This is a genomic window from Acidovorax sp. LjRoot194, assembly GCF_964253015.1.
Lineage (GTDB): Bacteria > Pseudomonadota > Gammaproteobacteria > Burkholderiales > Burkholderiaceae_C > Acidovorax.
Window position 1 is genome coordinate 3243260 of sequence record NZ_CAXUQB020000001.1, and the last position, 24684, is coordinate 3267943.

A 24684-nucleotide genomic window follows, 5' to 3' on the forward strand; every position below is an offset into this window, starting at 1 on the left:
CTATCATCCTCGGCTGCCTGCCTGACGACCGCACTTTTTCTGAGAGCCCCCCATGGACCCCAAACTGCTTGAACTGCTGGTCTGCCCCGTCACCAAGGGCCCGCTGACGTACGACCGCGAGGCGCAAGAACTCGTCTCGCGCAGCGCTCGCCTGGCCTACCCGGTGCGCGACGGCATCCCGGTGCTGCTCGAAAACGAGGCCCGCACGCTGACCGACGAGGAACTCGAGCGGTGAGCGCGCTGCCCGCCACGCTGCCTGGGCGTGACGACGCCTTCACGGTGCTGATCCCGGCGCGCATGGCGTCGAGCCGCCTGCCCGATAAGCCCCTGGTAGACATCGGCGGGCTGCCCATGGTGGTGCGGGTGGCGCAGCGCGCCGCCCAGAGCGCCGCCAGCCGCGTGGTGGTGGCGGCCGACGACCCGCGCATCCTGCAGGCTTGTGCAGAGCATGGTGTCGAGGCCATCCTCACCCGGGCAGACCATGCCAGCGGCAGCGACCGCCTGGCCGAAGCCTGCAGCCAACTGGGGCTGGACGGCGACGACATCGTGGTCAACGTGCAGGGTGACGAACCCCTGATGGACCCGGCCCTCATCGACGCAGTGGCAGCCCTGCTGCCCGCGCGGCCCGAAGCCAGCATGGGCACTGCGGCCCATGCGCTGGCCACGTTGGCCGACTACACCAACCCCAACGTGGTCAAGGTGGTGATCGATGCCCGAGGCCTGGCGCACTACTTCAGCCGCGCGCCCATCCCGTTTGCACGCGACCACGCAGGCACTGCCTGGTGGCAGGATGGCGCCGCGCAAGCGGCAGCACCCAACGTGGCAGCACTGGCAGTTTTTGCGCCGCTGCGGCATGTGGGCATCTACAGCTACCGCGCCGGTTTTCTGCGGCAGTTTCCGACCCTTGCGCCCGCTCCCACCGAGGCCGTGGAGGCACTGGAGCAGTTGCGTGCGCTCTGGCACGGCCACCGCATTGCCGTGTACTTGGCCGACGCGGCACCGGGCCCCGGCGTGGACACACCTCAGGATCTGGAGCGCGTGCGCGACCTTTTCCGCTGACCCACGGCGCGCTCGCTGCGCTGACCCGTTGGCGACAGCCGCAGCGCCGTGAGCAGCAAGCAGCGGGGTGTATTGGCACGCTGCCACAGTGACGGCCGTCGACAGCTGACGCAAAAGGCAAGCGTTGGAGCCTGCAGGTTGAGCCAGGGCCCTTTGCGCCTTGCAGGGGCGCAGCCAATGCAGGGCGTACGCCGCATCCATGCCGCCAGACGACCACCGCGCAATTGCCGCCCAGATCGTGAACAGGTGATCATGCCGGGCCCCAGGAAAACACGCCCATAAACGGTGCGCCGTGTAAGTCAGGGCAAGGTTGTCACATGCTATCCTCGACTGTAACGAGAGAGAGCATCGCACCCCGGGAATACCTCTGGCCACCGCTGCCGGCACGCGGTGGCCTTGGCGCGCCCCGGCCAGCGGCGCCACCCGATTTCTAAACTTCGAGGACTTCCATGAGACTGATTCTGTTGGGCGCGCCTGGCGCCGGAAAGGGCACGCAAGCCACGTTCATCTGCCAGAAGTACGGCATCCCGCAAATCTCCACAGGCGACATGCTGCGCGCCGCCGTCAAAGCCGGCACGCCCCTGGGCCTGCAGGCCAAGGCGGTGATGGATTCGGGTGCCCTGGTCAGTGACGACATCATCATCGGTCTCGTGAAGGAACGCATCACACAGCCCGACTGTGCCAAGGGTTTCCTGTTCGACGGCTTTCCACGCACCATTCCGCAGGCCGACGCCATGAAGGCGGCTGGCGTCAAGCTCGACTACGTGCTCGAGATCGATGTGCCTTTCGACGCCATCATCGAACGCATGAGCGGCCGCCGCTCGCACCCCGCCAGCGGCCGCACCTACCATGTCAAGTTCAACCCGCCCAAGGCTGAAGGCAAAGACGACGTGACGGGCGAAGAGCTGATTCAGCGCGAAGACGACAAGGAAGAGACCGTCAAGAAGCGCCTGCAGGTCTACAGCGACCAGACCCGCCCGCTGGTGGACTACTACAGCAACTGGGCCAAGTCGGAGCCCGATGCCGCCCCCAAGTACCGCGCCATCAGCGGCACGGGCAGCGTGGACGAGATCACCACGCGCGCTCTGCAGGCCCTTGCCAGCTGATAGGACGTAAAAGTTATAGCGCAGCGGGCACGGCACGCGGTCGATAACGCATCGCCGATGCCTGAGCGCACAGTCGCTGAACAGCTTTGACAACAGCGTTGACTGAGCACCGGACGGCGCCTTGCCATCAAGGCGCCGTTTTTATTGGGGCCGCCTTTTGTCGACATGCCGCCCCGCGCCTTGTGCGTAGATAAGCTGCATCCGCTGCATCCGCTGCATCCGCTGCATCCGCTGCAGCGCGCATGTCCTGCCGTGTTGCGCTGTGCTCCATCCATGGTCGCACGGCGGGGCGCCCTCCCATCCAATCGTGCCAACGGCACGCAGGCAGAGCGCGTGGCGGCGTGGCGGTTATGCCGGGCTGGAGCGCAGGCCGTACGCCTTGCCGTCCACAAACAAATACTCGGCACGCACCACTGCGTCACCCTTTTCGTCCCGCAGGGTAAAGCCCACCACCGACACGGCCGCGCCGGGCTTGATCGGCTGCACCTGCCACGCCTGCATCCGCGTCAAAGGGGCGAGCTCGATCTCCCACTGACGGTCTTTGCGCGTCGGCAGGACGGCCTTGGCCAGCAAGGCCTTGCCGTCGACAGGCGCCGTCTGGGCCGGCACCGCGCGTTGCGCTAGGTTGGCAGGCAGTTGCAGGTCCGCAGCAACTTCCAATTGCAATTCAGCATGCGGGTTCTGCCAGCGCACGGACTTCACCGTGCCTTCCAGGTAGATCGGGCGGTCCGCATCGAAACTGCTCCACCCGTGGTGCGCGTGCGCGGCCAGGGGCAAGGCAGAGGCGGCCAGCAGCAAATGGCGGCGTTGCAGGTTCATCGGTACTCCTTTGCGGGTGAGGGGCGATAACGAAGCGGCCATCCATGGCATGGATGAACAGCTACAAGTAAGCGATCCAGCGGCCACAGGCCACGGCAGCCAGCCAGATCACAGTGGAGACCAGCATCTGCACTTTGGCCACACCATCCAGACGCGCCAGCGAACCCCGGCCATGGAACCACGCCGCGTTGCAACCCGCAAGCATTAACAACAGCATCTTCAAGGTGAATGCCCGGTTGGTGAGCAATTCTGCAGGCTGGGTAGCGAACATCAGCAGGCCGGAAGCCGCAGCCAGCATGAAACCACACAAGGCCACCGACAGGCTCAACCGGGCCAGGTCCTTGACCGGCAGCCCGGCGCCGCGGCCGAACACCCGCAGCTCCAGCAGGACCAGGTTTCCCAGCAGCAGTGCAATGCCCACGATGTGCGCCACCTCCAATGCTGGATACGCCCAGGCGTGGGTTTTGAGGGAGGCGAAGAAGAACATGGCAGTGGCGACCCGGACGTGCGGCGGTAACGAAGGACTACTGCGCCAGCAGGTCCAGCATCAGGGTGATGCGGGCCTTGACCGGGGACAAGCCTTGCGAGTCAGGCAGGGCATCGCCGGGCTTGGGCAGCACCTGGCCTTCCGGGCAGCGGGTGGAGCGCACCACGCGCACCCCAACATCCTGCGCCTTGATGAGCGCAGCTTCGAGCGCATGGTGCACCGTACCGTTGCCGGTGCATGCCACCACCAAGCCCTGAACGCCGTCGCGCACCAGCGCATCCACCATGGCGCCACTCGCACCCGCGTGATTCAGGATGATCTCCACCCGGGGCCAAGCAGCCGAATTTGCTATCTTTTCAATCGCTATTGGCGCTTTTTCATCAAGCGCTGGCGGCCAATTTTGGGTCAAGCGGACATGGCCCTCCTCCACCCATCCCAGCGGCCCCGCGTCGCCCGAACCGAAGGCGTTGACGCGGTACGGGTGCACCTTCTGCACATGCCGGGCCCCGTGCACTTCGCCCGCCGCCACCGACACGACGCCGCACGCGCCGGGCGTCGCGGCGACGGCCACTGCATCCAGCAGGTTCTGCGGCCCGTCGGGCGTGAGTGCACTGGCAGGCCGCATCGCGCATGTCAGCACCACGGGTTTGGCGCGGGTGTCGAGCACCAGATGCAAGAACCAGGCTGTCTCTTCCAGGGTGTCCGTGCCGTGGGTGATGACCACGCCCTGCACCTCGGGGTCCTGCAACAGCCCGGCGCAGCGCAAGGCCAACGCCTGCCAGACCGGCATGTCCATGTCCTTGCTGTCGATCTGCGCGACCTGCTCGGCCAGCAGCCGTGCACCTCCGGCGGCCTGCTCCAGCCCCGGCACAGCGCCCAGCAACTGCTCCACGCCAACCTGCGCGGCGGTGTAGCCGATGTTGTCTCCAGGCTGCGCAGAGGTGCCTGCGATGGTGCCACCTGTGCCCAAAACCACAATTTTTTGCCGACTCACTTGCATACTCCGAAAAACTGGTGAAAAATACAGTTACTGGATTAAAAAACAGTTGTTCGCCACTGTAGCGTCTCCACCGGAAAGCACCATGCTCGACAACCCGAAACTGACAGCCCGCCAGCAGCAGATCCTGGACCTCATCCAGACCGCCATCGCCCGTACCGGCGCGCCCCCCACCCGCGCAGAAATCGCGGCGGAGCTGGGGTTCAAGTCGGCCAACGCCGCTGAAGAGCATCTGCAGGCGCTGGCCCGCAAGGGTGTGATCGAGTTGGTCAGCGGCACGTCGCGCGGCATTCGCCTGCGCAGCGATACGGTGCGCTCCATCAACGCGGCACGCGGCAACCAGTTCAGCCTGCCCATTCCGGGCTTGTCGCAACTCGTGCTGCCCTTGGTGGGCCGCGTGGCGGCGGGCTCGCCGATTCTCGCGCAAGAACATGTCGACCAGACCTACAGTGTGGAAAACAGCCTGTTCCACCACAAGCCCGACTATTTGCTCAAGGTGCGCGGCATGTCCATGCGCGACGCCGGCATCATGGACGGCGACCTACTGGCGGTGCAGTCCACCCGTGAGGCGCGCAACGGCCAGATCATCGTGGCCCGCCTGGGTGAAGACGTCACCGTCAAGCGCTTGCGCAGTACCGCCACCGCCATCGAGCTACTGCCCGAGAACCCCGACTACCCGGTCATCGTGGTCCAACCCGGCGAGCCTTTCGAAATCGAAGGCCTGGCCGTCGGCTTGATCCGCAACACCATGCTCATGTAGAGCATTCCCTTAGACCGCACCGCAGGTGGCGGGCGTTTGGTGTGCCGGTAACGTCGGTACGCCAGCCCTGCGGTGCCCGGTTGTCATTGCAATCCTGCCTATGTCCAACCCCCGACCTTCGGAGTTTTCACATGGGAATTGCTTTGTCCACCCTCTCTTCCGCCCTGCCCCATTCGCTTCAACAACTGGCGCGCTGGTTGCACAACCTTGTCCGCCTGGAAGAAGCGCCACGCGTGGGCGCTGCGCCATCGCCCCCCCCCGGTCAAAGCCACCAGCCGAGCGACCAGCACACAGCTGGCGACAAAGGCGGCATGGGCAGTCAGCGCCCTGCCGGGTCCCCCGGTCTGCGCCCGCTGCGCGGCAATTGGCCGTTCACCGTTCAACCGCCCGCACCTGAGCCCAAGGCGGTGGTGGCTCGCCCCTCGCTTGCGGCCAACCGGTCTTCGTTTCTCGGCACAGCTGGGGGCAGCAACCGCGATGCATTCATGGCGTCGATCGCATCCGCCGCATTGCCTCAGCGTTCGTCCTCTGCAGTGCGCAAGGTGTCCCATGCCAGCGGCCGGCTGGTGATCGCTGGCCGCATGGCCGATGTGTGTGCAGAGCTGGACCGCATGGCCGCCTGCGAGGCATTGCAGGCCTGACGCAACGTCACAGTCGGAATGCATGTGCGGCCAGAACTTGGGGCCGGGGCTGCATGTGGGCCGGACTGGGCCGGATGTGCTGGGTGCTGCTCTGCGCACGGCTGAACGCTTTCACGGCTGCATGACTGCATGACTGGATGACTGGATGGTGTAGCCAATGTGCCGCTGCTGCAGCGACTCTGTGCGGCGTGCCAACGGCGAAGACCACAATCCGTCACCAAAAGCTGACCTTTTGGCGCACCGCAACACCTCCTGGTGCGATGCGGCGGTTCCTGCCAAGGCACAATGTCGGGATGAACATCGTGATCCTCGACGACTACCAGGATGCAGTGCGCAAGCTCCATTGCGCCTCCCGGCTCGACGCATACACAGCCAAGGTCTACACCAACACCGTCAAAGGGCTGGGACAGCTTTCCGTGAGACTCAAGGATGCGGACATCATCGTCCTGGTCCGAGAGCGCACGCAGATCACGCGGCAGCTGGTGGAAAAGCTCCCCCGGCTGAAGCTGATTGCACAAACCGGCAAGGTAGGCAGCCACGTGGATGTGGCCGCCTGTACCGAGCGCGGCATTGCCGTGGCAGAAGGCATCGGATCGCCGGTGGCGCCAGCGGAGTTGACCTGGGCACTGGTGATGGCTGCCATGCGCAGGCTGCCGCAGTACATCTCCAACCTAAAGCACGGTGCCTGGCAGCAGTCGGGCCTCAAGGCGGCGTCCATGCCGCCCAACTTCGGCCTCGGCACGGTGCTGCGTGGCAAGACCCTGGGCGTATGGGGTTACGGCCGCATTGGCCAGCTGGTGGCGGGCTACGGGCGCGCCTTCGGCATGAACGTCCGCGTCTGGGGCCGCGAGGCATCGCGCGCTCAGGCGCTCACCGATGGCTATCAGGCAGCCACGACCCGAGAAGAGTTCTTTGCACAGTGCGATGTGATCTCGCTGCACCTGAGGCTCAATGATGAGACCCGCGGCATCGTCTCGCTCGAAGATCTATCGTGCATGAAGCCCACAGCACTGCTCGTGAACACGTCGCGCGCAGAGCTGATCGAGCCGGACGCCCTGATCGCCGCACTCAATCGCGGCCGGCCTGGCATGGCTGCGGTCGACGTTTTCGAGAGCGAGCCGATATTGCAAGGGCACGCCCTGCTGCGGCTCGAGAACTGCATCTGCACGCCGCACATCGGGTATGTGGAACAAGACAGCTACGAGCTCTACTTCGGTGCTGCGTTCGACAACGTGGTGAATTTCATCAAGGGCACGCCCACCAACATCGTGAACCCCGGTTCGCTGCAAGTGCGCCGTTAAGCCATCGAGGCAAGCCAGACTGGCGCCGAGAGCCCTGGCCTGTGCTTGGCTCGTGCCTCTACCACTGGCGCTTGCACCACCACTGGCGCTTGCACCCCTCAGGGTTAGGTATCCTGCGGCCGTACACACACCCTGTGGACTTGAGGTAGGAAGTCGCTCTGGATGCGCGCAGCACCAGAGCATTCTGGCGCTGACTCAGCGTTGCTCGAGCACCGCAGTGCAAAGCAACTCCGTGCACCCCGTCAGACTTGCTGGCCTATCACCAACCACGCCCCTTGAATAAAAAAAGGCTTCCTTGCAGGAAGCCTTTTTGCTTTTGACGCAGCACCGAAGCGCTGCACCAAAAAGGAAGCCGCTCTGAATTACAGAGGCGTCTTCTTGCCGTCCTTGTAGTTGTACAAGGTGATGGCAGGGTTCTTGATTTCGCCGTTGGGTTCGAAGGCGATCGTGGAGGTCACGCCCTTGAAGTTGGACTTCAGCAGCTCGGGGGTGTAGACCTTAGGGTCCACCGAGTTGGCGCGCTTCATGGCGTCCACGATCAGGTACGTGGCATCGTAGGTGTAGGGGCTGTACACCTGGAATTGGTTGGGGTACTTGGCATCGTACTTGGCCTTCCAGGCCGTGCCGCCAGGCATCTTGGCCAGCGAGGAGCCGCCTTCAGCGCAGATCACGTTGGCCAGGGTCTTGGCACCAGCGGCCAGCTTGGCGACTTCCGACGTGCAGACGCCGTCACCACCGAAGTACTTGACGTTGCCCATGCCCAGCTGTTCCATCTGGCGCAGCATGGGGCCGGCTTGAGGGTCCATGCCGCCGAAGAACACGGCGTCGGGGTTCTTGGCCTTGATGGCGGTCAGGATCGCCATGAAGTCAGTTGCCTTGTCGGTCGTGAACTGCTCGTCCACCACCTTCATGCCCTTGGCAGCTGCGGTCTTCTTGAACACGTCTGCCACGCCTTGGCCGTAAGCGGTACGGTCATCGATGATGGCAACCGTCTTGAGCTTCAGGGTGTCGACAGCATAGAACGCCAGGCCAGCGCCCAGGGCGTTGTCGTTGGCGATGATGCGGAACGTGGTCTTGTAGCCTGGCTTGGTCAGGTTGGGGTTGGTGGCAGCACCGGTCACGTGCGGGATGCCGCAGTCGTTGTAGACCTTGGACGCAGGGATGGTAGTACCGGAGTTGAGGTGGCCCACAACGCCTGCAACCTTGGAGTCGCACAGCTTTTGTGCGGCTGCGGTGCCTTGCTTGGGGTCGGCAGCATCGTCTTCGGCCTGCAGCTCGAACTTGATCTTCTTGCCACCGATGGTGATGCCTTGAGTGTTCAGCTCTTCAATGGCCATGCGGGCGCCATTTTCGTTGTCCTTGCCGTAGTGGGCTTGGGCGCCGGAAACCGGAGCCACGTGGCCGATCTTGACCACCTGCTCTTGTGCAGAGGCCACACCAGCAGCAGCTGCGATAGCAGCAACCACGGTCAGTTTCAACTTCAATTGCATATCAATCTCCAGTAAAGATAAACGCTGAGAATGTTCTTGTGTCTCAACGCAGGGGAACATATCGCAATTTACGGGCCAGATCATTAGGGAACACGATTAAATGTGGGGGAAACCACAGGGGAATACCCTGTTAACCCTTTGGCTTCCCAGGCGCTCCACTCGCCAACTCATCGGCCACGGCCTCGTACACCGCGTGGCGAACCACTGATTCGATCTCTTCGCGCAGGCGCGGCAGCACCGATCTTGTCTGTTCTTGCACCACTGTGGCGATCGCTTCGCGCAGACGTTGATCCAGCACAACGTCCACGCGCTGCATCACGCGATGCACCATGTATTCCTCAAAGCCATCGGGCAATGCACGGGCGGCAGGTGCCGCAACTGCAGTCACTGCGCGCGGCGCGGCGGCGGGTGACGGCACCGCATCCACGGCAGGCAAGCGACGGGTCAACACCCCTGCGTTGGCAGCGGCGCCCAGCGGGCTCGCTGCAGCATTCACCGGCGCAACTGGCGGTGATGCCGCCACGTGCGACGCACCAGACACAGGCGCTGGTGGGGGTGAAGGTGAAAGTGCAGGCGCCACTGCAGGAGCAGTTGCAGCGGCAGGTGCTTTCACCGCGCCCGGCAACGGTGCGTGCGCCTGCGCAGGCCGCTGGGCCATCACCGCGGGCGGTTGTGCACTCGGCAAGGGTGGGCGCACTGCAGACACCTGCACTGCGGGCGCACCGCCTCCAGCAGCGGGCCGCACCACCGGAGGCAAGGGCGACAACATCACCGTGGTGCGCCCGGCTGCAACGGGTGCAACAGGTGCCCCGAGTGCAGGCACGGAATCCGGCGTTTGCACCACTTCGGTGAGCGTGGGAACAAACCGAGGCGGCGTGCGGGGAGGTTGTGCCATCAGCCTGCCTTCAGCACCAGGTCGTGGCGGGTGATAGCGTAGCCGCGCGATGCATAGTGCTTCCAGCGCGCGCGCGCTTCAGCGCGGTCCGTCTCATCCTGCGCGCTGACCACTTCGACCAATCGGTCAAACCGGCCAAAACCTTCCGGCACTCCCGCGTGCAGATTGAGCAGCACCTCATGGTGTGCAGCGGTGCGTGCATCGGTGGCCAGCAGCACAGGAGATGCGTGCACCAGTTCTTCGTCCGCATCGTCCCGGCAGTGCGCCACGAAGTCCTGGGGCGCCAGAGCCCAGAGCATGCGGTCCAGCGCCACCAGGGTGTCGGCGGGCGCCGAGATCACCAACCGTGCTCCGCTGCGCTGCACCTTGCGTGCAAACCGGCAGGCGTAAGCCAGCTTGTCCGGCGCATTGAAGTGAAAAGCGACTTCGGTCATGGGGCTGTGGCCTTGAACGACTCAGACGCCACCGGCCTGGGCCGCGCGCCTGGCCGCGGCAGGCTTGGCGCCTGCAGCGCGTGCGGGCGCTGCAGCACCCATAGCAGCGGTAGCTGATGCAGTCTTGACTCCCTTGACTCCCTTAGCGGCGCTGGCGACCTTGGCCACCTTGGAAGTCTTGGACGCCTTCGCATTGGCACTGGGATTCGCGCCGGCCGCATCCAACAGGTACTGCACCAGAAGGCCCACAGGCCGGCCTGTGGAGCCCTTGGCCGCCCCGCCCTTCCAGGCTGTGCCGGCGATGTCCAGATGGGCCCACGGCAGGTCGCCCACGTACTTCTGCAAGAACTTCGCCGCCGTGATCGCGCCGCCTGCACGGCCCGCCACGTTGCCCATGTCCGCAAAATTGCTCTTGAGCCCGTCGGCGTAGTCGTCGTCGAGCGGCATGCGCCAGCACAGGTCCTGCGCCGTGTCGCCCGCAGTTTGCAGCGCGTTGGCCAGCGCATCGTTGTTGGCAAACAGGCCGCTGCGCACGCCGCCCAGGGCGATCACGCAAGCACCGGTCAAGGTGGCGATGTCCACCACAGCGGCGGGCTTCAAGCGCGCGGCGTAGGTCAGTGCATCGCACAGCACCAGACGGCCTTCGGCATCGGTGTTCAGGATCTCGATGGTCTGGCCGCTCATGCTGGTAACCACATCGCCGGGCTTGACCGCGCGGCCGTCGGGCATGTTCTCGCAGGCCGGAATCAGGCCGACCACGTTGATGTCGGGCTGCAGCTCGCCCAGCGCGCGGAACACGCCCAGCACGCTGGCGGCACCGCACATGTCGAACTTCATTTCGTCCATCTCGGCCGCGGGCTTGATGGAGATACCGCCGGTGTCGAACGTGATGCCCTTGCCCACCAGCACCACCGGGGCCTTTTCCTTGGCGGCGCCGCTATAGCGCAGTTCGATGAACCGCAGCGGCTCTTCGGACCCCTGCGCCACGGCCAGGAAGGCGCCCATGCCCAGGCGGGCCACTTCTGCCGGGCCGTGCACCTTGCACTGGATGCGCGGCTGCTTGGCCAGGGTCTTGGCGGCGTCTGCCAGCAAGGTGGGCGTGGCGTGGTTGGCGGGGCGGTTGCCCCATTCCCGCGCAAACTCGACACCCGCCACCAGCGCCACGCCGGTATCAAAAGCGTCGCGCACGTCGGCCGCGCTGTGCACGCCCACCACGCAGCGGCTCAGGGCGCGCGCCTCTACCTTGGACTTGGTGGTGGTGTAGACATAGCTGGCCTCGGCCACGGCCTGCACGGCGGCGTTCACCGCGCCCGCTTGCGCCTTGGCAGCAAAGCACACCACCACGCGCTTGGTCTGCGGTGCCTTGATGGCGCCGCCCACGGCCAGCAGCGCCTGGCGCACGGCACGGGCAGCCCCGTCGCCGGCGCCCAGCAGCACCACCCGGCGGGCGGCGGTGCCAGCCGGCTGGTAGAGCTGCAGGCTCTTGCCCGCCTTGGTGGCCAGATCTCCGTTCTTGAGCGCCTGCGCAGCCAGGGCGGACAAGGAGTCCTTCCCGGGCTTGAACCCCTCGGGGATGAGAGCGATCAGCAGATCGCATTTTTCCGACGCGGCCGCAGTGAGTTCAAGGGTCTTGAGATCAAAGTTCATAATCGATGTTTTCCTTTTTCAGCGTGCTCTACAGGCTGCGAGCCAATGTTATTCGATTCATCCATCCGCAAGGAGCTGGCGCGCAGCTTTGGTGCGACGCTCGTGGTGCTGGTGACCGTGGTCATGACCATGATGCTGATCCGCACCCTCGGCCAGGCCTCCCGGGGCAGTGTCAGTCCATCCGATGTGATGCTGGTCATGGGCTTCACCGTCCTCGGGCAGCTGCCCACCATCCTGAGCCTGAGCCTCTTCATCGCCGTGGTCGGCACGCTGTCGCGCATGTACCGCGACAGCGAGATGGTCATCTGGTTCGCCAGCGGCCGCGGCCTCATCAGCCTGCTCAAGCCCCTGGTGCGGTTTGCCTGGCCGGTGATGGCGGTGGTCGCCGTTCTTTCGCTGCTGGTCTGGCCCTGGGCCAACTCGCAGATCCAGGAACTCAAGACCCGCTACGAGCAGCGCAGCGACATCGACCGCATCGCGCCGGGCGAATTCCAGGAATCCTCCAACGGCAGCCGCGTGTTCTTCATCGACAAGGAAAGCGCGGACACGCAGACCGGCAACAACATCTTCATCGCCGCCACCGACGGCACGCGGGAGTCCGTGACATCGGCGCGCAGTGCGCGGCTGGAGACCCAGAACGGCGAGCGCATGGCCCTGCTGACGGACGGCCAGCGCCTGGAGACCACGCGCGACAAACCCGGCGTGAAGGTGAGCGAGTTCTCCGAATACGGCACCCGCATCGGCTCGGCGCCCTCGGGGTCGGCCGAAGAACTGTCTGTCAAGACCCGCGCCACGCATGAACTGGTGATGAACCCCCTGCCCGCCTTCCAGGCCGAATTGGGCTGGCGCATCGGCCTCGCGCTTGCGGCCCTGAACTTCGTGGTGCTGGGCCTGGCCGTGGCCAGCGTCAACCCGCGGGCCGCGCGCAGCACCAGCCTGGTGTTTGCGCTCTTTGCCTTCATCGTCTACTACAACCTCATGACCCTGGGGCAAAGCTGGGTCGGGGCCGGCAGGCTCGGCCTGGCCAGCTTCATGGTGCTGCTGCACGGCGGCATGCTGATGGCGTCGCTGCTGGTGCTGGCCGCGCGCCACAACCAATGGACCATCCGCCGGCTCTGGCAGGCCGGTCCGAAGCCCCGGAGCGCCCCATGAAAACCATCCGCCGACTCATCCACCGCGAAGCCCTGCTGGCCGTCACCTTCGTGACCGCAGGGTTCCTGGCCCTGTTCTTCTTCTTCGACCTGGTGGACGAACTGCGCTGGGTGGGCCGCGCGGGCGCCGAGGGTTACCAGCTCTCCCACGCGTTCCTGTTCGTGGTGCTCAGCATTCCCAGCCACCTGTACGAGCTACTTCCCATCACGGTGCTCATCGGCACCATCTTCGTGATGGCGCGCCTGGCGCAAAGCTCGGAGTTCACCATCATGCGCACGAGCGGCATGGGCCCGTGGCGGGCGCTGCGCACCCTGCTGACGCTGGGCGGCGTGTTCGTGCTGTTCACGTTCGCGGTGGGCGACTACATCGCGCCGCTGACCGACCGAGCGGCCCAGCTGGTGAAGGTGCGCTACCTGGGCCGCCTGACCACGGGGGCCACCGGTGCGTGGCTCAAGGAGCGCCAGGAAGACCACTCCTTCGCGGTGAACGTGCGCGCACTCACCCCGAACGGCGGCATGCTGGACGTGCGCATTTTTGAATTCGACGGCAAGGGCCGCCTGGCATCGCAAACACGTGCCGCCTCCGGGCAGTTCGGGCCCGATGGCGCCTGGGAGCTTGAAAAGGTGCAGCGCAGCAAGTTCGAGCAGCGCGGCACCGACGGGGCCCGGGTCGAGCACCTGGACACCCCCACGCTGCAGTGGCCCACGCGCATCAGTGCCGACATGGTCGCTGCCTCGCTGCTCAAGCCCGACCGCATGGCCACCATCGACCTGTTCCAGTACATCCGGCATCTGGACGCCAACGGACAGTCCGCCCAGCGCTACGAGATCGAGTTCTGGCGCAAGGTGTTCTACCCGCTCTCGTGCCTGGTGATGGTGGTGCTGGCCCTGCCTTTTGCCTACCTGCATTTCCGCTCGGGCGGCATTGCGGGCTATGTGTTCGGAGGGGTGATGGCGGGCATCAGCTTCTTCCTGCTCAACAACGTGTTCGGCTACGCAGGCAACCTGCAGAACTGGTCGCCGTGGCTGACTGCCGCCGCGCCCGGGCTGATCTACTCCGTGTTGTCCCTGGCCGCCTTCGGCTGGCTGGTGCTCAGGCGCTAGCTGGCCCCCTTGAAACACACCACCCTGCCATGAGCCTCAGCGCCATCATCCTGTTCGCCCACGGATCACGCGACCCCCTGTGGCGCGCGCCCATGGAGGCCGTCGCCACCCGCATTGCCGCCGCCCACCCCGAGCGGCCCGTGGCCTGCGCGTACCTGGAGCTGTGCAGCCCCAGCTTGCCCGAGGCCGCTGCCCAGCTGGTAGCGCAGGGTGCCGCGCAGGTCACTGTAGTGCCGATGTTTCTGGGCACGGGCAAGCACGCGCGGGAAGACCTTCCGGTGCTGGTGCAGGCGCTGCGCAGCGCCCACCCCGCCACGCAATTCCATGTGCAGCAGGCCATCGGCGAAGACCCGCGCATGACCGCCCTGATGGCAGACATTGCCTGCGAGAGCCCGGCCGAGCGATAAATCCGGCAGGGTCGTCTGATTTCTTTAGATGGTTGCAGCATAATGATGCAACTCTTTAGGCGATATCAGATATGAATCTGCACCAATTCCGTTTTGTGCAAGAGGCCGCGCGGCGCAACCTCAACCTGACCGAGGCGGCCAAGGCCCTGCACACATCCCAGCCCGGTGTCTCCAAGGCCATCATCGAGCTGGAAGAAGAATTGGGCGTGGACATTTTCGCGCGCCATGGCAAACGCCTCAAGCGCATCACCGAGCCGGGCCAGCACGTGCTCAAGAGCATCGAAGTCATCATGCGCGAGGTGGGCAACTTGAAGCGCATCGGCGAGCAGTTCAGCGCGCAGGACAGCGGCACGCTCAGCATCGCCACCACCCACACCCAGGCCCGCTACGTGCTGCCGGTGCCGGTGGCCCGCCTGCGCGAGGCCTACCCCAAGGTCAACATCAGCCTGCACCAGGCCACGCCGCACGAAGTGGCCCGCATGATCATCGACGAGGTGGCCGAGATCGGCATGGCCACCGAATCCCTGGCGGACTACCCCGAGCTGGTCACCCTGCCCTGCTACGAATGGCAGCACGTGCTGGTGGTGCCCACCGACCACCCGTTGGCGCAAAAAGAGCGCATCGGCCTCGATGACCTGGCCCACGAAGCCCTGATCACCTACCACCCCTCGTTCACCGGCCGCGGCAAGATCGACCACGCCTTTGCCGCCCGCAAGCTGCAGCCGCGCATCGTGCTCGAAGCCATCGACTCGGACGTGATCAAGACCTACGTGCGCCTGGGCCTGGGCATCGGCATCGTGGCCGAGATGGCCATGCGCGACGACCCGCTGGGCGACCTGGTGGTGCGCCCCGTGGGCCACCTGTTCGGCCAGAGCGTGGCGCGCGTCGCCTTCAAGCGCGGCGCCTACCTGCGCAACTTCGTCTACAAGTTTGCCGAGCTGCTCAGCGACCGCCTGAGCCGCGAACTCATCGCCCGCGCGATGACCGGCCATGTCAACGACTACGAACTTTGAAACACCCCCTGAGCCGCTTCGCGGCTTCCCCCTCCAGGGGGACGCCGCCGGTGGCCTGGCAAAGCCAGTTCCACGGCGTCCGCTGGCTTGGCCTGCTCCGCGGCCTTCGGGCCGACAAACGCCGCGCTGATTTCCCATGATTGACACCACGCGATGAGCACTCCGTCCTTCCCCAGCAAGTTGCCCAACGTGGGCACCACCATCTTCACCGTGATGTCGGCACTGGCCGCAGAGCACCAGGCCGTCAACCTGGGCCAGGGCTTTCCCGACTTTGAATGCGCCCCCGAGCTGGTGAACGCCGTCACGGCGGCCATGCAGGCCGGCCACAACCAGTACCCGCCCATGCCCGGCGTGCCGGTGCTGCGCGAAGCCGTGGCCCGCAAGATCGAAACGCTGCATGGCCGGGCCTACCACCCCAACACCGAGATCACCATCACGGCCGGCGCCACGCAGGCCATCATCACCGCCATCCTGGCCGTCGTGCACCCGGGCGACGAGGTCATCGTGCTCGACCCCTGCTACGACAGCTACGTGCCCAACATTGAACTGGCGGGCGGCAAGGCGGTGCGCGTGCCGCTCACGCCCGGCAGCTTCCGGCCCGACTTCGGCAAGATCAGCGCGGCCATCACGCCCCGCACCCGCGCCATCCTCATCAACAGCCCGCACAACCCCAGCGCCACCATCTGGACGGCCCAGGAGATGCGCCAGCTCGAAGACCTGCTCGCTCCCACCGACATCCTGCTCATCAGCGACGAGGTGTACGAGCACATGGTGTTCGACGGCGCCGAGCATGAAAGCGCCGCGCGCTTTCCGGGCCTGGCGGCGCGCGCGTTCATCGTGTCGAGCTTTGGCAAGACCTTCCACGTCACCGGCTGGAAGGTCGGCACCGTGGCGGCCCCTGCAGCGCTGACGGCCGAATTCCGCAAGGTGCACCAGTTCAACGTGTTCACCGTGAACACGCCCATGCAGCACGGCTTGGCCGCTTACCTGCAAGACCCGGCGCCTTACCTGCAGCTGCCCGCGTTCTACCAAGCCAAGCGCGACCTGTTCCGCCAGGGCTTGGCGGACTCGCGCCTGAAGCTGCTGCCCAGCAACGGCAGCTACTTCCAGTGCGTGGACATCTCTGCCGTGAGCGATTTGAACGAATCCGACTTCTGCCAGTGGCTCACCCGCGAAGTGGGCGTGGCGGCGATTCCGCTGTCGGCGTTCTACGGCGACGGGTTCGACCAGCGCGTGGTGCGCTTTTGTTTTGCCAAGAAGGACGACACGCTGCGCGCCGCGCTGGAGCGGCTGCGCAAGTTGTGAGACGCGGACCGTGGCTGCACTGAATTTCTCGGCTCCGCGCATCGTCGCGCCGACGCCATCCAACAAGCTGTTGCCGTTTGAAAAGGCACTGCTCGACGCCACCGCTGCCGCACTGCCCCCGGCGGACGGCCGCTTGCTGGCGCAGCAAGTGCTCTGCATCAACAACATCCGCCGCGTGTCGGACTGGAAACAGATCGAGCTCTACAGCAAGCGCTGGCTCTGGCACCGGTGGCCAGGGGGCGTGTTGTTTGCCCGTAAGGACAAGTTTCGCCTTGCCACGGTGTCGTGCCGGTTCGGCGTCAAAGACGCGCACGTCGATGTCTGGGCGGTGGATGGCCATGTGTCTGCGCTCAGCGCCTCCACCGGCCTGAGCGGCTTGTCCATCGCCGGGCCGCTGAGCATCCTGGCGGTAGATCCGGGCGTTTAGAAAAACCGCACCTCATAAAAAAGGGCTGTACCGCGCTCCCAATGGTCGCCAGCAGCTACCAAATAGATAGCAAACACCTGCACAGACCCGCAGGTGCCGGCAGCGCCGGCCCCCTCACCGGCCAGTCTGCCTGGCCAGCCACACCCCCGCAGCCGCCAGCGCCATGCCCGCCAGCGCCCAGCCGCTGAGCGTCTCTCCAAACACGGCCCAGGCGATCAGCGCGGTCGTGGGCGGGGTCAGGTAGAACAGGCTGGCCACGTTCACCGCGCCGCCGCGGCGGATCAGCAGATTCAGCAAACTGACGGCGCCCAGGGACAGCACCAGCACCAGCCAGCCCAGCGCAAAGAGAAACTCGCCGCTCCACTGCACGGCCATGGTTTCCGTCGCGTACGCCAGCACCGCCATGGCCACCACGCACGGCAGGTACTGGATGACCGAGCCGGTGCGCAAATCGAACGCCGGGCAAAAGCGCTTTTGGTACAGCGTGCCGGCCGTGATGCCCAGCAGCGCCACCACCGCTGGCAGCAGCATGCCCACCAGCGCGCCGCCAGGCACCGTGGCCACCTTGCCGGCCACCACCAGCGCCACGCCGGTAAACCCCAGGGCCAGGCCCGCCCACTGCGCGGGCCGCACCTTCTCGCCCAGCAGGGCACCCGCCACCAGCGCCGTCAACAGCGGCTGCAGCCCCACCACCAGCGCCGTGATGCCCGACGGCAGCCCGTGGCCGATGGCGATGAACACCCCGCCCAGGTACACCCCGTGCACCAGCAGGCCCGACACGCCGATGTGCAGCCACGCCCTGCCCGACGGCGGCCACGGAGCCCGCACCAGCGTCACCACCGCCAGCATCAGCACGGCGACGATTGCGAAACGAATGGCCAGAAAGGTGAGCGGCTCCACATACGGCAGCCCCAGCTTGGCGCCGATGAAGCCGGTGCTCCACAGCGCGACGAAGAGCAAGGGCATAAACGCGTCGAGGGTGCCGGGTGTGGCGGGATGCTGCTGGGGCTGGGGCTTGGCCTGGGTCATGGAATATCAATGAAAGAAAAAGCACAGGGCGGCATCTGCGCCCGAGGGAAGAAGAAAAAGTCGATAACGCAACGCCGCAAAGCAGCACGGCCGTTCACCGCAGCGCGTCCACGGCAGCGTCCGCCTCAGCCAGGGCCTTGCCCGCCCGCGCCGCAAACCAGTCCACGACCCACGTGCGAAAGGCCGCCATCGCCGCCGTGCTGAACCGGGCCGAGGGCCGCACCAGGTAGATCCCCGCGTCGGCATTGAGCTGCCACTGCGGCAGCACCTGCACCAGTTGGCCCGATGCGATGCCGGGGTTGATCAACCAGTCGCCACCCGCCAGGATGCCCACGCCCAGCAGGGCAGCCGCAAGCAGCGCCTCATTGTCGTTGCTGACCAGCGAGCCGCGCACCACCACGCTGTGGCTCGCGCCCGGCTGCGTGAGCTGCCATTCCGGGTACGACTGCAGGCCGGTGAAGCCCAGGCAGTTGTGCTGCGCCAGGTCTGCGGGCAGCTGCGGGGTGCCGTGCTTTGCCAGGTAGGCCGGTGCCGCCGCCATGATGCGGCGGTGGCTGCACAGCCGCGTGGCCACCAGCCGGCTGTCGGCCAATTGGCCGATGCGGACCGCGGCGTCGAAGCGTTCGCCCACGATGTCCACCAGCCGGTCGGCGTACTCCAGCTCCAGCGTGACCTCTGGATGGGCCAGCGCAAACTCGGCCACCATCGGGCTGAGCAGGCGCCGCCCCATGGCGGCAGGCACCGATATGCGCAGCCGCCCGCGCACCTGCGCTGCACCGTCGGCCGCTTCTTTCTCCGCCTGTGCGATCAAATCCGTCGCCTCGCGCACCTTCTCTACCAGGCGCTGGCCGGCGTCCGTCAGGTGCAGTTGGCGCGTGGTGCGCTCGACCAGCCTCACGCCCAGGCGGCGCTCCAGCGCGTTCAGGCGCTTGGACAGCACCGAGGGGTGGCGCTGCAGCGCGCGGCCCGCCGCCGCAAACGAACCCGCGTCGCTCAGGGCAAGAAGGGTGGCCAGTTCATCGGCGTGCTGGCTGTCGGGCAGGTCCATCGGGTGTCAAAAGCGCCATGGGGGAGCAAAGAGGTTAAGAACCTGTTCAAGATCTTTTCAGGGTCCCCGAAAAGATCTTGAGCAAGTTCTAAGGAGCCAGGATGATCGCACCTTGCGAGCGCCCCTGCTCCAGGTCGGCGTGCGCGGTGCCCACATCGGCCAGCGCGTAGCGGCGCCAGATGCGCGGCGTGATGATGCCGGCCGCCACGGCGTGCAGCACGTCCTGGGCGCGCTCCTGGTACTCCGCCGCCGTGGCCGTGTGCGCGGCCAGCGAGGGGCGCGTGAGGAACAGCGAGCCCTTGGCATTGAGCGTGCCCACCTCGATGGGCGCAGGCACGCCGGAGGTGGCGCCAAAGGACACCAGCAGGCCGCGCGGACGCAGGCTGTCGAGCGAGGCTTCCAGCGTGGCCCGACCGATGGGGTCGTACACCACGTCGGCCCCGCTGCCGTGGGTGGCCTCGCGCACCTGGCCCGCCAGCGTGGCGGGGTCGAACACGAACACCGCGTCGCAGCCCGCCGCCCGGGCGCGCTCCACGGTCTCGGGCCGGGAGACCACGCCCATCACAAAGGCGCCCAGGTGACGGGCCCACGCGCACATCAACTGGCCCAGTGCGCCGCCGGCCCCGTAGATCAGCACCTTCGAGCCTGGTGCTACCGGATACGTCGTCTTGAGCAGATACTGCGCCGTGATGCCCTTGAAGAGCACCACCGCCGCCTCGTCGAGCCCCAGCGCATCGGGCAGCCTGACCAGCCGCTCGGCCGGGAACAAGCGCGCGCTGGCATAGGCCCCCAGCGGCCCGGTGGCGTAGCCACACGGTCGCCCACCGCCACATTCGCCACCCCCGGCCCCACGGCCACCACGTGCCCAGCGCCCTCCAGCCCCAGGCCGGACGGGAACGCGATGGGCACCGCACCCTTGCGCTGGCTCACGTCCAGCGGGTTCACGCCGATGGCCGCCTGCGCGAGCCACACCAGGCCGGGGCCGGGCACTTCGGGCTCCGCCACCTCCAGCCGTAGGGCGTCGGGCCCGCCGGCGGCATCGATCCGCACTATCTGGTGCATGGGGTGCATGGGTTTTTCCTTGTCGTTGGGTTCCATGCCGCAAGCGTAATTTCGGGTGCCGCGCCGAACAATCCGGGCAGGTGCATTTGACCCGTGCATGCGGTGCAGCAACGGGGCTGCCGGGGCGAGCGCGCGGTCTGCGGCGCCTAACACTCTCGCGCCGAGCACCATTTGTGCATAAAAACTGTCCCTACCGCTGGATCAGCAAGCGCCAGCAGCTACATTTTTAATAGCAAACACTCACAACGACCCGTAGCCCCTCCCAGCCGCCGCACCCTCCGTCTTGATGCGTTCTTGATACCCCGCCCTGCACTCTTGCGGGCATCTTGATGCGCCGATTCCTAGCATCGGAGGCATGCCGCAAGGCTTTCAAGGAGAAGGACATGGACTGGATTTTTATGGTGGCTGGCGGCCTGCTGTGGCTCGCGGTCTACGGGCTTGCCCGGGGCTGTGCCCGGCTGCAGGCGCGCGGTCAGGGGGGGCGGTCATGATGACGAGCGGCTGGATGATCCTCGCGGCCGTGCTGGCCTTGGCGCTGCTGGTGTACCTGGTCGCAGTGCTGCTGCGCCCGGAGGACTTTTCATGAGCACCGGTGCCTGGCTTCAACTGGCAGTGTTCATGGCACTGCTGCTCGCACTGGCATGGCCCCTGGCCCGTGCCATCGATGCGGTGATGAGCGGCCGCTTTGCGCTCGGGCGCCGGCTGGAATCGCCGCTGTTCAAGCTGGCGGGCGTGAACCCTGCGGAGGACAGCGGCTGGCTGCGCTATGCGCTCGGCCTGCTGCTGTTCAACGGCCTGGGCCTGCTGGCCGTGTATGCGCTGCAGCGCCTGCAGGGCGTGCTGCCGCTCAACCCCCAGGGCATGGGCGCGATCACGCCGGACTCGGCCTTCAACACCGCCATCAGCTTTGTCAGCAACACCAACTGGCAGGGCTACGGCGGCGAGAGCACCATGAGCTACCTCACGCAGATGCTCGCGCTCACGGTGCAGAACTTTTTGTCGGCCGCCACCGGCATCGCGGTGGTGGTGGCGCTGGTGCGCGGCTTTGCGCGGCATTCAGCCCAAGGGATCGGCAACGTGTGGGTGGACCTGACCCGCGCCACGCTGTGGGTGCTGCTGCCCCTGTCGCTGGTGCTGGCCGTCGTGTTTGCCGGCCAGGGCGTGATCCAGAACCTGTCGCCCTACACCGAGGTGCACACGATCGAGCCCTTGAACTACGAGGCGCCCAAGGTCGACGCCGCCGGCCAGCCCCTGCTGGACGCCCAGGGTGCGGCCGTGACGGAGCCCGCCACCCAGGCCACGCAGACGCTGGCCATGGGCCCCGTGGCATCGCAGCTGGCGATCAAGATGCTGGGCACCAACGGTGGCGGCTTCTTCAACGCCAATTCGGCCCACCCGTTCGAGAACCCCACGGCCGCGAGCAACCTGCTGCAGATGCTGGCGATCTTCCTGATCCCCGCGGCGCTGTGCCTGGTGTTCGGCCGCATGGTCGGCGACGAGCGCCAGGGCTGGACCATCCTGGCCACCATGAGCCTGCTGTTCGTCGTGGCCGTGATCGCCACCACCACGTTCGAGCAGCAGGGCAACCCGCTGCTGGCATCGCTGGGCGTGGACCAGGCGGCCAGCAGCCTGCAGGCGGGCGGCAACATGGAAGGCAAGGAGACGCGGTTCGGCATCGTGACGTCCGCCCTGTTCGCCGTCATCACCACGGCGGCCAGCTGCGGCGCGGTGATCGCCATGCACGACAGCTTCACGCCCCTGGGCGGCATGGTGCCGCTGGCGCTGATGCAGATGGGCGAGGTGGTGTTCGGCGGTGTGGGCTCGGGCCTGTACGGCATGCTGGTGTTCGCCATCATGGCGGTGTTCATCGCCGGGCTCATGATCGGCCGCACGCCCGAATACCTGGGCAAGAAGATCGAGTCGCACGAGATGAAGCTCGTGTCCATCGCCATCCTCGTCACCCCGCTGCTGGTGCTGCTGGGCACTGCCGTGGCGGTGATGACCGAGGCCGGCCGCACCGGCGTCCCCAACCCTGGCGCCCACGGCTTCTCCGAGGTGCTGTACGCCCTGTCGTCCGCCGCCAACAACAACGGCAGCGCGTTTGCCGGGCTGTCTGCCAACACGCCGTTCTACAACACGCTGCTGGGCGTGGCCATGTGGCTCGGGCGCTTTGGCGTGATCGTGCCGGTGCTGGCCCTGGCCGGCTCACTGGCAGCCAAGAAGCGCACCGCCGCCACCGACGGCACCCTGCCCACCCACGGCCCGCTCTTCGTGGCGCTGCTGGCCGGCGTGGTGCTGCTGGTGGGCCTCTTGAACTACGTGCCGTCGCTGGCGCTGGGGCCCGTGGCCGAGCACCTGGCGCTGTGGGTTCGCTGAACGGACAACAAGAAAAAAGGAAACTGCCATGAGCCGCACAACATTGACCCTGTTGGACCCCGCCCTGGTGCGCCCCGCGCTGCTGGAGGCTTTCAAGAAGCTGGACCCGCGCGTGCAATGGCGCAATCCGGTGATGTTCGTGGTGTATGTGGGCAGCGCCTTCACCACCGCGCTGGCGGCCAGCCAGCCGCAGGCCTTCACCGCCGCCGTGGCACTGTGGCTGTGGGTCACGGTGCTGTTCGCCAACTTCGCAGAGGCCATGGCCGAGGGCCGCAGCAAGGCCCAGGCCGCGTCGCTGCGCGGCCTGAAGAAGCAGACCTGGGCCAAGAAGCTCGAAGGCCACTTCGACCGCACCACCCCGCGCACCGACATGACGTGGCTGCCGCTCGAAGCCGACAACCTGCGCAAGGGCGACATCGTGCTGGTGGAGGCCGGCGACACCGTGCCGGCCGACGGCGAGGTGATCGACGGCGTGGCCTCGGTGGACGAAAGCGCCATCACCGGCGAATCCGCCCCGGTGATCCGCGAATCGGGCGGCGACTTCAGCGCCGTGACCGGCGGCACCCGCGTGCTGTCCGACTGGATCGTGGTGCGCGTGGCCGTGAACCCGGGCGAGACCTTTGTCGACCGCATGATCGCCATGGTCGAAAACGCCAAGCGCCAGAAGACGCCCAACGAGATCGCGCTGACCATCCTGCTGGTGGCGCTGACCATTGTGTTCCTGGGCGTGGTGGCCACGCTGCTGCCGTTCTCCATCTTCGGCGTGGCCGCCACCGGCCAGGGCCAGCCCGTGGGCCTGGTGGTGCTGGTGGCGCTGCTGGTGTGCCTGATCCCCACCACCATCGCCGGCCTGCTCAGCGCCATCGGCGTGGCGGGCATGAGCCGCATGATGCAGGCCAACGTGATCGCAACCTCCGGCCGCGCGGTGGAGGCCGCAGGCGACGTGGACGTGCTGCTGCTGGACAAGACCGGCACCATCACCCTGGGCAACCGCCAGGCCAGCCAGTTCATCTCGGCCCCCGGCGTGACCGATGCGGGCCTGGCCGACGCTGCCCAGCTCGCCTCGCTGGCCGACGAAACGCCCGAGGGCCGCAGCATCGTGGTGCTGGCCAAGCAGAAGTTCAACCTGCGCGAGCGCGACATCGAAGCCCTGGGCGCACAGTTCGTGCACTTCACCGCGCAAACCCGCATGAGCGGAGTCGATCTGCCCGGCCCGCGCCTGCTGCGCAAGGGCGCGGCCGACGCCATCCGCAAGCATGTGGAGGCCCTTGGCGGGCGCTTCCCCACCGCCGTGCAGACCGCGGTAGACGACGTATCGCGCCGCGGCAGCACGCCCCTGGTGGTGGCCGACGGCGCCCATGTGCTGGGCGTGGTGGAGCTCAAGGACGTGGTGAAGGGCGGCATCAAGGAGCGCTTTGCCGAACTGCGCCGCATGGGCATCAAGACCGTGATGGTGACCGGCGACAACCGCCTGACGGCCGCCGCCATTGCCGCCGAGGCCGGCGTGGACGACTTCCTGGCCGAGGCCACGCCCGAAGCGAAACTGCAGCTCATCCGCAGCTACCAGGCCGCCGGGCAGCTGGTGGCCATGACCGGCGACGGCACCAACGACGCGCCCGCCCTGGCCCAGGCCGACGTGGCCGTGGCGATGAACACCGGCACCCAGGCCGCCAAGGAGGCCGGCAACATGGTGGACCTGGACAGCAACCCCACCAAGCTCATCGAGATCGTGGAGACCGGCAAGCAGATGCTGATGACGCGCGGCTCGCTGACCACCTTCAGCATCGCCAACGACATCGCCAAGTACTTCGCCATCATCCCGGCGGCCTTCGTCACCACCTACCCGCAGCTGTCGGCGCTCAACTTCATGCAGTTGGCGAGCCCCAGCTCGGCCATCCTGTCGGCGGTGGTCTTCAACGCCCTGGTCATCGTGTTCCTGATCCCGCTGGCCCTCAAGGGCGTGCGCTACCGCGCCGTGGGCGCCGCCGCGCTGCTGCGCCGCAACCTGGCCCTGTACGGCCTGGGCGGCGTGGTCGTGCCCTTCATCGGCATCAAGGCCATCGACATGGTGCTGGCTGCCGTCGGCATGGTTTGAGCCCCTGCCACCCATCTTCTGGAGATACCCT

The 24684-nt window shown here is 66.4% G+C and carries 24 protein-coding genes and 1 pseudogene; 15 read left to right on the forward strand and 10 right to left on the reverse strand.

Annotated features, from left to right (window positions below; all coding sequences use genetic code 11):
- The first annotated feature begins 52 nt into the window (after positions 1-52).
- From ACSQ3N_RS14550 to adk, 3 genes are all read left to right on the forward strand, one after another.
- Positions 53-235: a Trm112 family protein gene (locus ACSQ3N_RS14550; RefSeq protein ID WP_056165650.1), complete on the forward strand. Its 183-nt coding sequence runs from the start codon at positions 53-55 to the stop codon at positions 233-235.
- A complete protein-coding gene (kdsB, locus tag ACSQ3N_RS14555) occupies positions 232-1059 on the forward strand; it encodes a 3-deoxy-manno-octulosonate cytidylyltransferase (protein ID WP_436146654.1) in 828 nt (275 codons plus the stop codon). The genes ACSQ3N_RS14550 and kdsB overlap by 4 nt, the downstream gene beginning before the upstream one ends.
- Positions 1060-1508: 449 nt before the next feature.
- Positions 1509-2165: an adenylate kinase gene (gene adk / locus ACSQ3N_RS14560; RefSeq protein ID WP_056165649.1), complete on the forward strand. Its 657-nt coding sequence runs from the start codon at positions 1509-1511 to the stop codon at positions 2163-2165.
- Positions 2166-2513: 348 nt separating this feature from the next.
- On the opposite strand, the gene ACSQ3N_RS14565 is transcribed toward adk, so the two are convergent.
- The 3 genes from ACSQ3N_RS14565 to ACSQ3N_RS14575 all read right to left on the reverse strand — a co-directional run bounded on the left by ACSQ3N_RS14565 (position 2514) and on the right by ACSQ3N_RS14575 (position 4471).
- Positions 2514-2984, reverse strand: coding sequence for a DUF6152 family protein (locus tag ACSQ3N_RS14565; protein WP_436146655.1), 471 nt, complete (start codon positions 2982-2984; stop codon positions 2514-2516).
- A gap of 61 nt (positions 2985-3045) precedes the next feature.
- Positions 3046-3471 carry a hypothetical protein gene (locus ACSQ3N_RS14570; RefSeq protein WP_436146656.1) on the reverse strand — a complete coding sequence of 142 codons (426 nt, stop codon included), beginning with the start codon at positions 3469-3471 and terminating at the stop codon, positions 3046-3048.
- 37 nt (positions 3472-3508) lie between these two features.
- On the reverse strand, positions 3509-4471 hold the full coding sequence (locus ACSQ3N_RS14575; protein ID WP_436146657.1) for an asparaginase: 963 nt from the start codon (positions 4469-4471) through the stop codon (positions 3509-3511).
- A gap of 82 nt (positions 4472-4553) precedes the next feature.
- Here ACSQ3N_RS14575 and lexA point away from each other — a divergent pair, with 82 nt between their 5' ends.
- From lexA to ACSQ3N_RS14590, 3 genes are all read left to right on the forward strand, one after another.
- Entirely contained in the window at positions 4554-5228 is a 675-nt protein-coding gene (lexA, locus tag ACSQ3N_RS14580; protein ID WP_436146658.1) for a transcriptional repressor LexA, read from the forward strand.
- Between the two features lie 143 nt (positions 5229-5371).
- The gene (locus tag ACSQ3N_RS14585) at positions 5372-5869 is read left to right on the forward strand and encodes a hypothetical protein (RefSeq protein ID WP_436146659.1); all 498 of its coding nucleotides are present in this window, start codon (positions 5372-5374) and stop codon (positions 5867-5869) included.
- Positions 5870-6162: 293 nt separating this feature from the next.
- Positions 6163-7170 carry a D-2-hydroxyacid dehydrogenase family protein gene (locus ACSQ3N_RS14590; protein WP_056165636.1) on the forward strand — a complete coding sequence of 336 codons (1008 nt, stop codon included), beginning with the start codon at positions 6163-6165 and terminating at the stop codon, positions 7168-7170.
- A gap of 362 nt (positions 7171-7532) precedes the next feature.
- On the opposite strand, the gene ACSQ3N_RS14595 is transcribed toward ACSQ3N_RS14590, so the two are convergent.
- The 4 genes from ACSQ3N_RS14595 to ACSQ3N_RS14610 form a co-directional block, all read right to left on the reverse strand.
- A complete protein-coding gene (locus ACSQ3N_RS14595) occupies positions 7533-8660 on the reverse strand; it encodes a branched-chain amino acid ABC transporter substrate-binding protein (RefSeq protein ID WP_056165634.1) in 1128 nt (375 codons plus the stop codon).
- A gap of 130 nt (positions 8661-8790) precedes the next feature.
- The gene (locus ACSQ3N_RS14600) at positions 8791-9087 is read right to left on the reverse strand and encodes a hypothetical protein (protein ID WP_436146660.1); all 297 of its coding nucleotides are present in this window, start codon (positions 9085-9087) and stop codon (positions 8791-8793) included.
- Between the two features lie 467 nt (positions 9088-9554).
- Positions 9555-9989, reverse strand: a complete 435-nt coding sequence (locus ACSQ3N_RS14605; RefSeq protein ID WP_056165632.1) for a DNA polymerase III subunit chi — start codon at positions 9987-9989, stop codon at positions 9555-9557.
- 21 nt (positions 9990-10010) lie between these two features.
- A complete protein-coding gene (locus tag ACSQ3N_RS14610; RefSeq protein WP_056165631.1) occupies positions 10011-11636 on the reverse strand; it encodes a leucyl aminopeptidase in 1626 nt (541 codons plus the stop codon).
- Between the two features lie 45 nt (positions 11637-11681).
- Here ACSQ3N_RS14610 and lptF point away from each other — a divergent pair, with 45 nt between their 5' ends.
- The 6 genes from lptF (at position 11682) to ACSQ3N_RS14640 (ending at position 17043) form a co-directional block, all read left to right on the forward strand.
- Positions 11682-12788: an LPS export ABC transporter permease LptF gene (lptF, locus tag ACSQ3N_RS14615; RefSeq protein WP_056165630.1), complete on the forward strand. Its 1107-nt coding sequence runs from the start codon at positions 11682-11684 to the stop codon at positions 12786-12788.
- Positions 12785-13891, forward strand: a complete 1107-nt coding sequence (lptG, locus tag ACSQ3N_RS14620) for an LPS export ABC transporter permease LptG (RefSeq protein WP_056166470.1) — start codon at positions 12785-12787, stop codon at positions 13889-13891. Before lptF ends, lptG begins: the two co-directional genes overlap by 4 nt.
- A gap of 29 nt (positions 13892-13920) precedes the next feature.
- Positions 13921-14298, forward strand: coding sequence for a sirohydrochlorin chelatase (locus ACSQ3N_RS14625; protein ID WP_056165628.1), 378 nt, complete (start codon positions 13921-13923; stop codon positions 14296-14298).
- A gap of 71 nt (positions 14299-14369) precedes the next feature.
- Positions 14370-15311, forward strand: coding sequence for a CysB family HTH-type transcriptional regulator (locus tag ACSQ3N_RS14630; RefSeq protein WP_056165626.1), 942 nt, complete (start codon positions 14370-14372; stop codon positions 15309-15311).
- Positions 15312-15464: 153 nt separating this feature from the next.
- Positions 15465-16616 carry a pyridoxal phosphate-dependent aminotransferase gene (locus ACSQ3N_RS14635; protein WP_056165624.1) on the forward strand — a complete coding sequence of 384 codons (1152 nt, stop codon included), beginning with the start codon at positions 15465-15467 and terminating at the stop codon, positions 16614-16616.
- 10 nt (positions 16617-16626) lie between these two features.
- Positions 16627-17043, forward strand: a complete 417-nt coding sequence (locus ACSQ3N_RS14640; RefSeq protein ID WP_056165622.1) for a hypothetical protein — start codon at positions 16627-16629, stop codon at positions 17041-17043.
- A gap of 114 nt (positions 17044-17157) precedes the next feature.
- Here ACSQ3N_RS14640 and ACSQ3N_RS14645 read toward each other — a convergent pair whose 3' ends face one another.
- The 3 genes and pseudogenes from ACSQ3N_RS14645 to ACSQ3N_RS14655 all read right to left on the reverse strand — a co-directional run bounded on the left by ACSQ3N_RS14645 (position 17158) and on the right by ACSQ3N_RS14655 (position 20182).
- Complete coding sequence (locus ACSQ3N_RS14645) at positions 17158-18009, reverse strand: DMT family transporter (protein ID WP_056166468.1); 852 nt, start codon at positions 18007-18009, stop codon at positions 17158-17160.
- 157 nt (positions 18010-18166) lie between these two features.
- Entirely contained in the window at positions 18167-19120 is a 954-nt protein-coding gene (locus ACSQ3N_RS14650) for a LysR family transcriptional regulator (RefSeq protein ID WP_056165620.1), read from the reverse strand.
- An 88-nt stretch (positions 19121-19208) separates the two neighbouring features.
- Positions 19209-20182: pseudogene (locus tag ACSQ3N_RS14655) on the reverse strand (quinone oxidoreductase family protein).
- Positions 20183-20669: 487 nt separating this feature from the next.
- On the opposite strand from ACSQ3N_RS14655, the gene kdpF reads away from it, so the two are divergent.
- The 3 genes from kdpF to kdpB are packed head-to-tail and all read left to right on the forward strand — an operon-like array spanning position 20670 to position 24653.
- A complete protein-coding gene (kdpF, locus tag ACSQ3N_RS14660) occupies positions 20670-20768 on the forward strand; it encodes a K(+)-transporting ATPase subunit F (protein ID WP_235507310.1) in 99 nt (32 codons plus the stop codon).
- Positions 20765-22558 (forward strand): potassium-transporting ATPase subunit KdpA, encoded by a 1794-nt coding sequence (gene kdpA / locus ACSQ3N_RS14665; protein WP_056165618.1) that lies wholly within the window; start codon positions 20765-20767, stop codon positions 22556-22558. The genes kdpF and kdpA overlap by 4 nt, the downstream gene beginning before the upstream one ends.
- Positions 22559-22586: 28 nt before the next feature.
- Positions 22587-24653, forward strand: coding sequence for a potassium-transporting ATPase subunit KdpB (gene kdpB / locus ACSQ3N_RS14670; RefSeq protein ID WP_056165616.1), 2067 nt, complete (start codon positions 22587-22589; stop codon positions 24651-24653).
- Positions 24654-24684 lie beyond the last annotated feature (31 nt).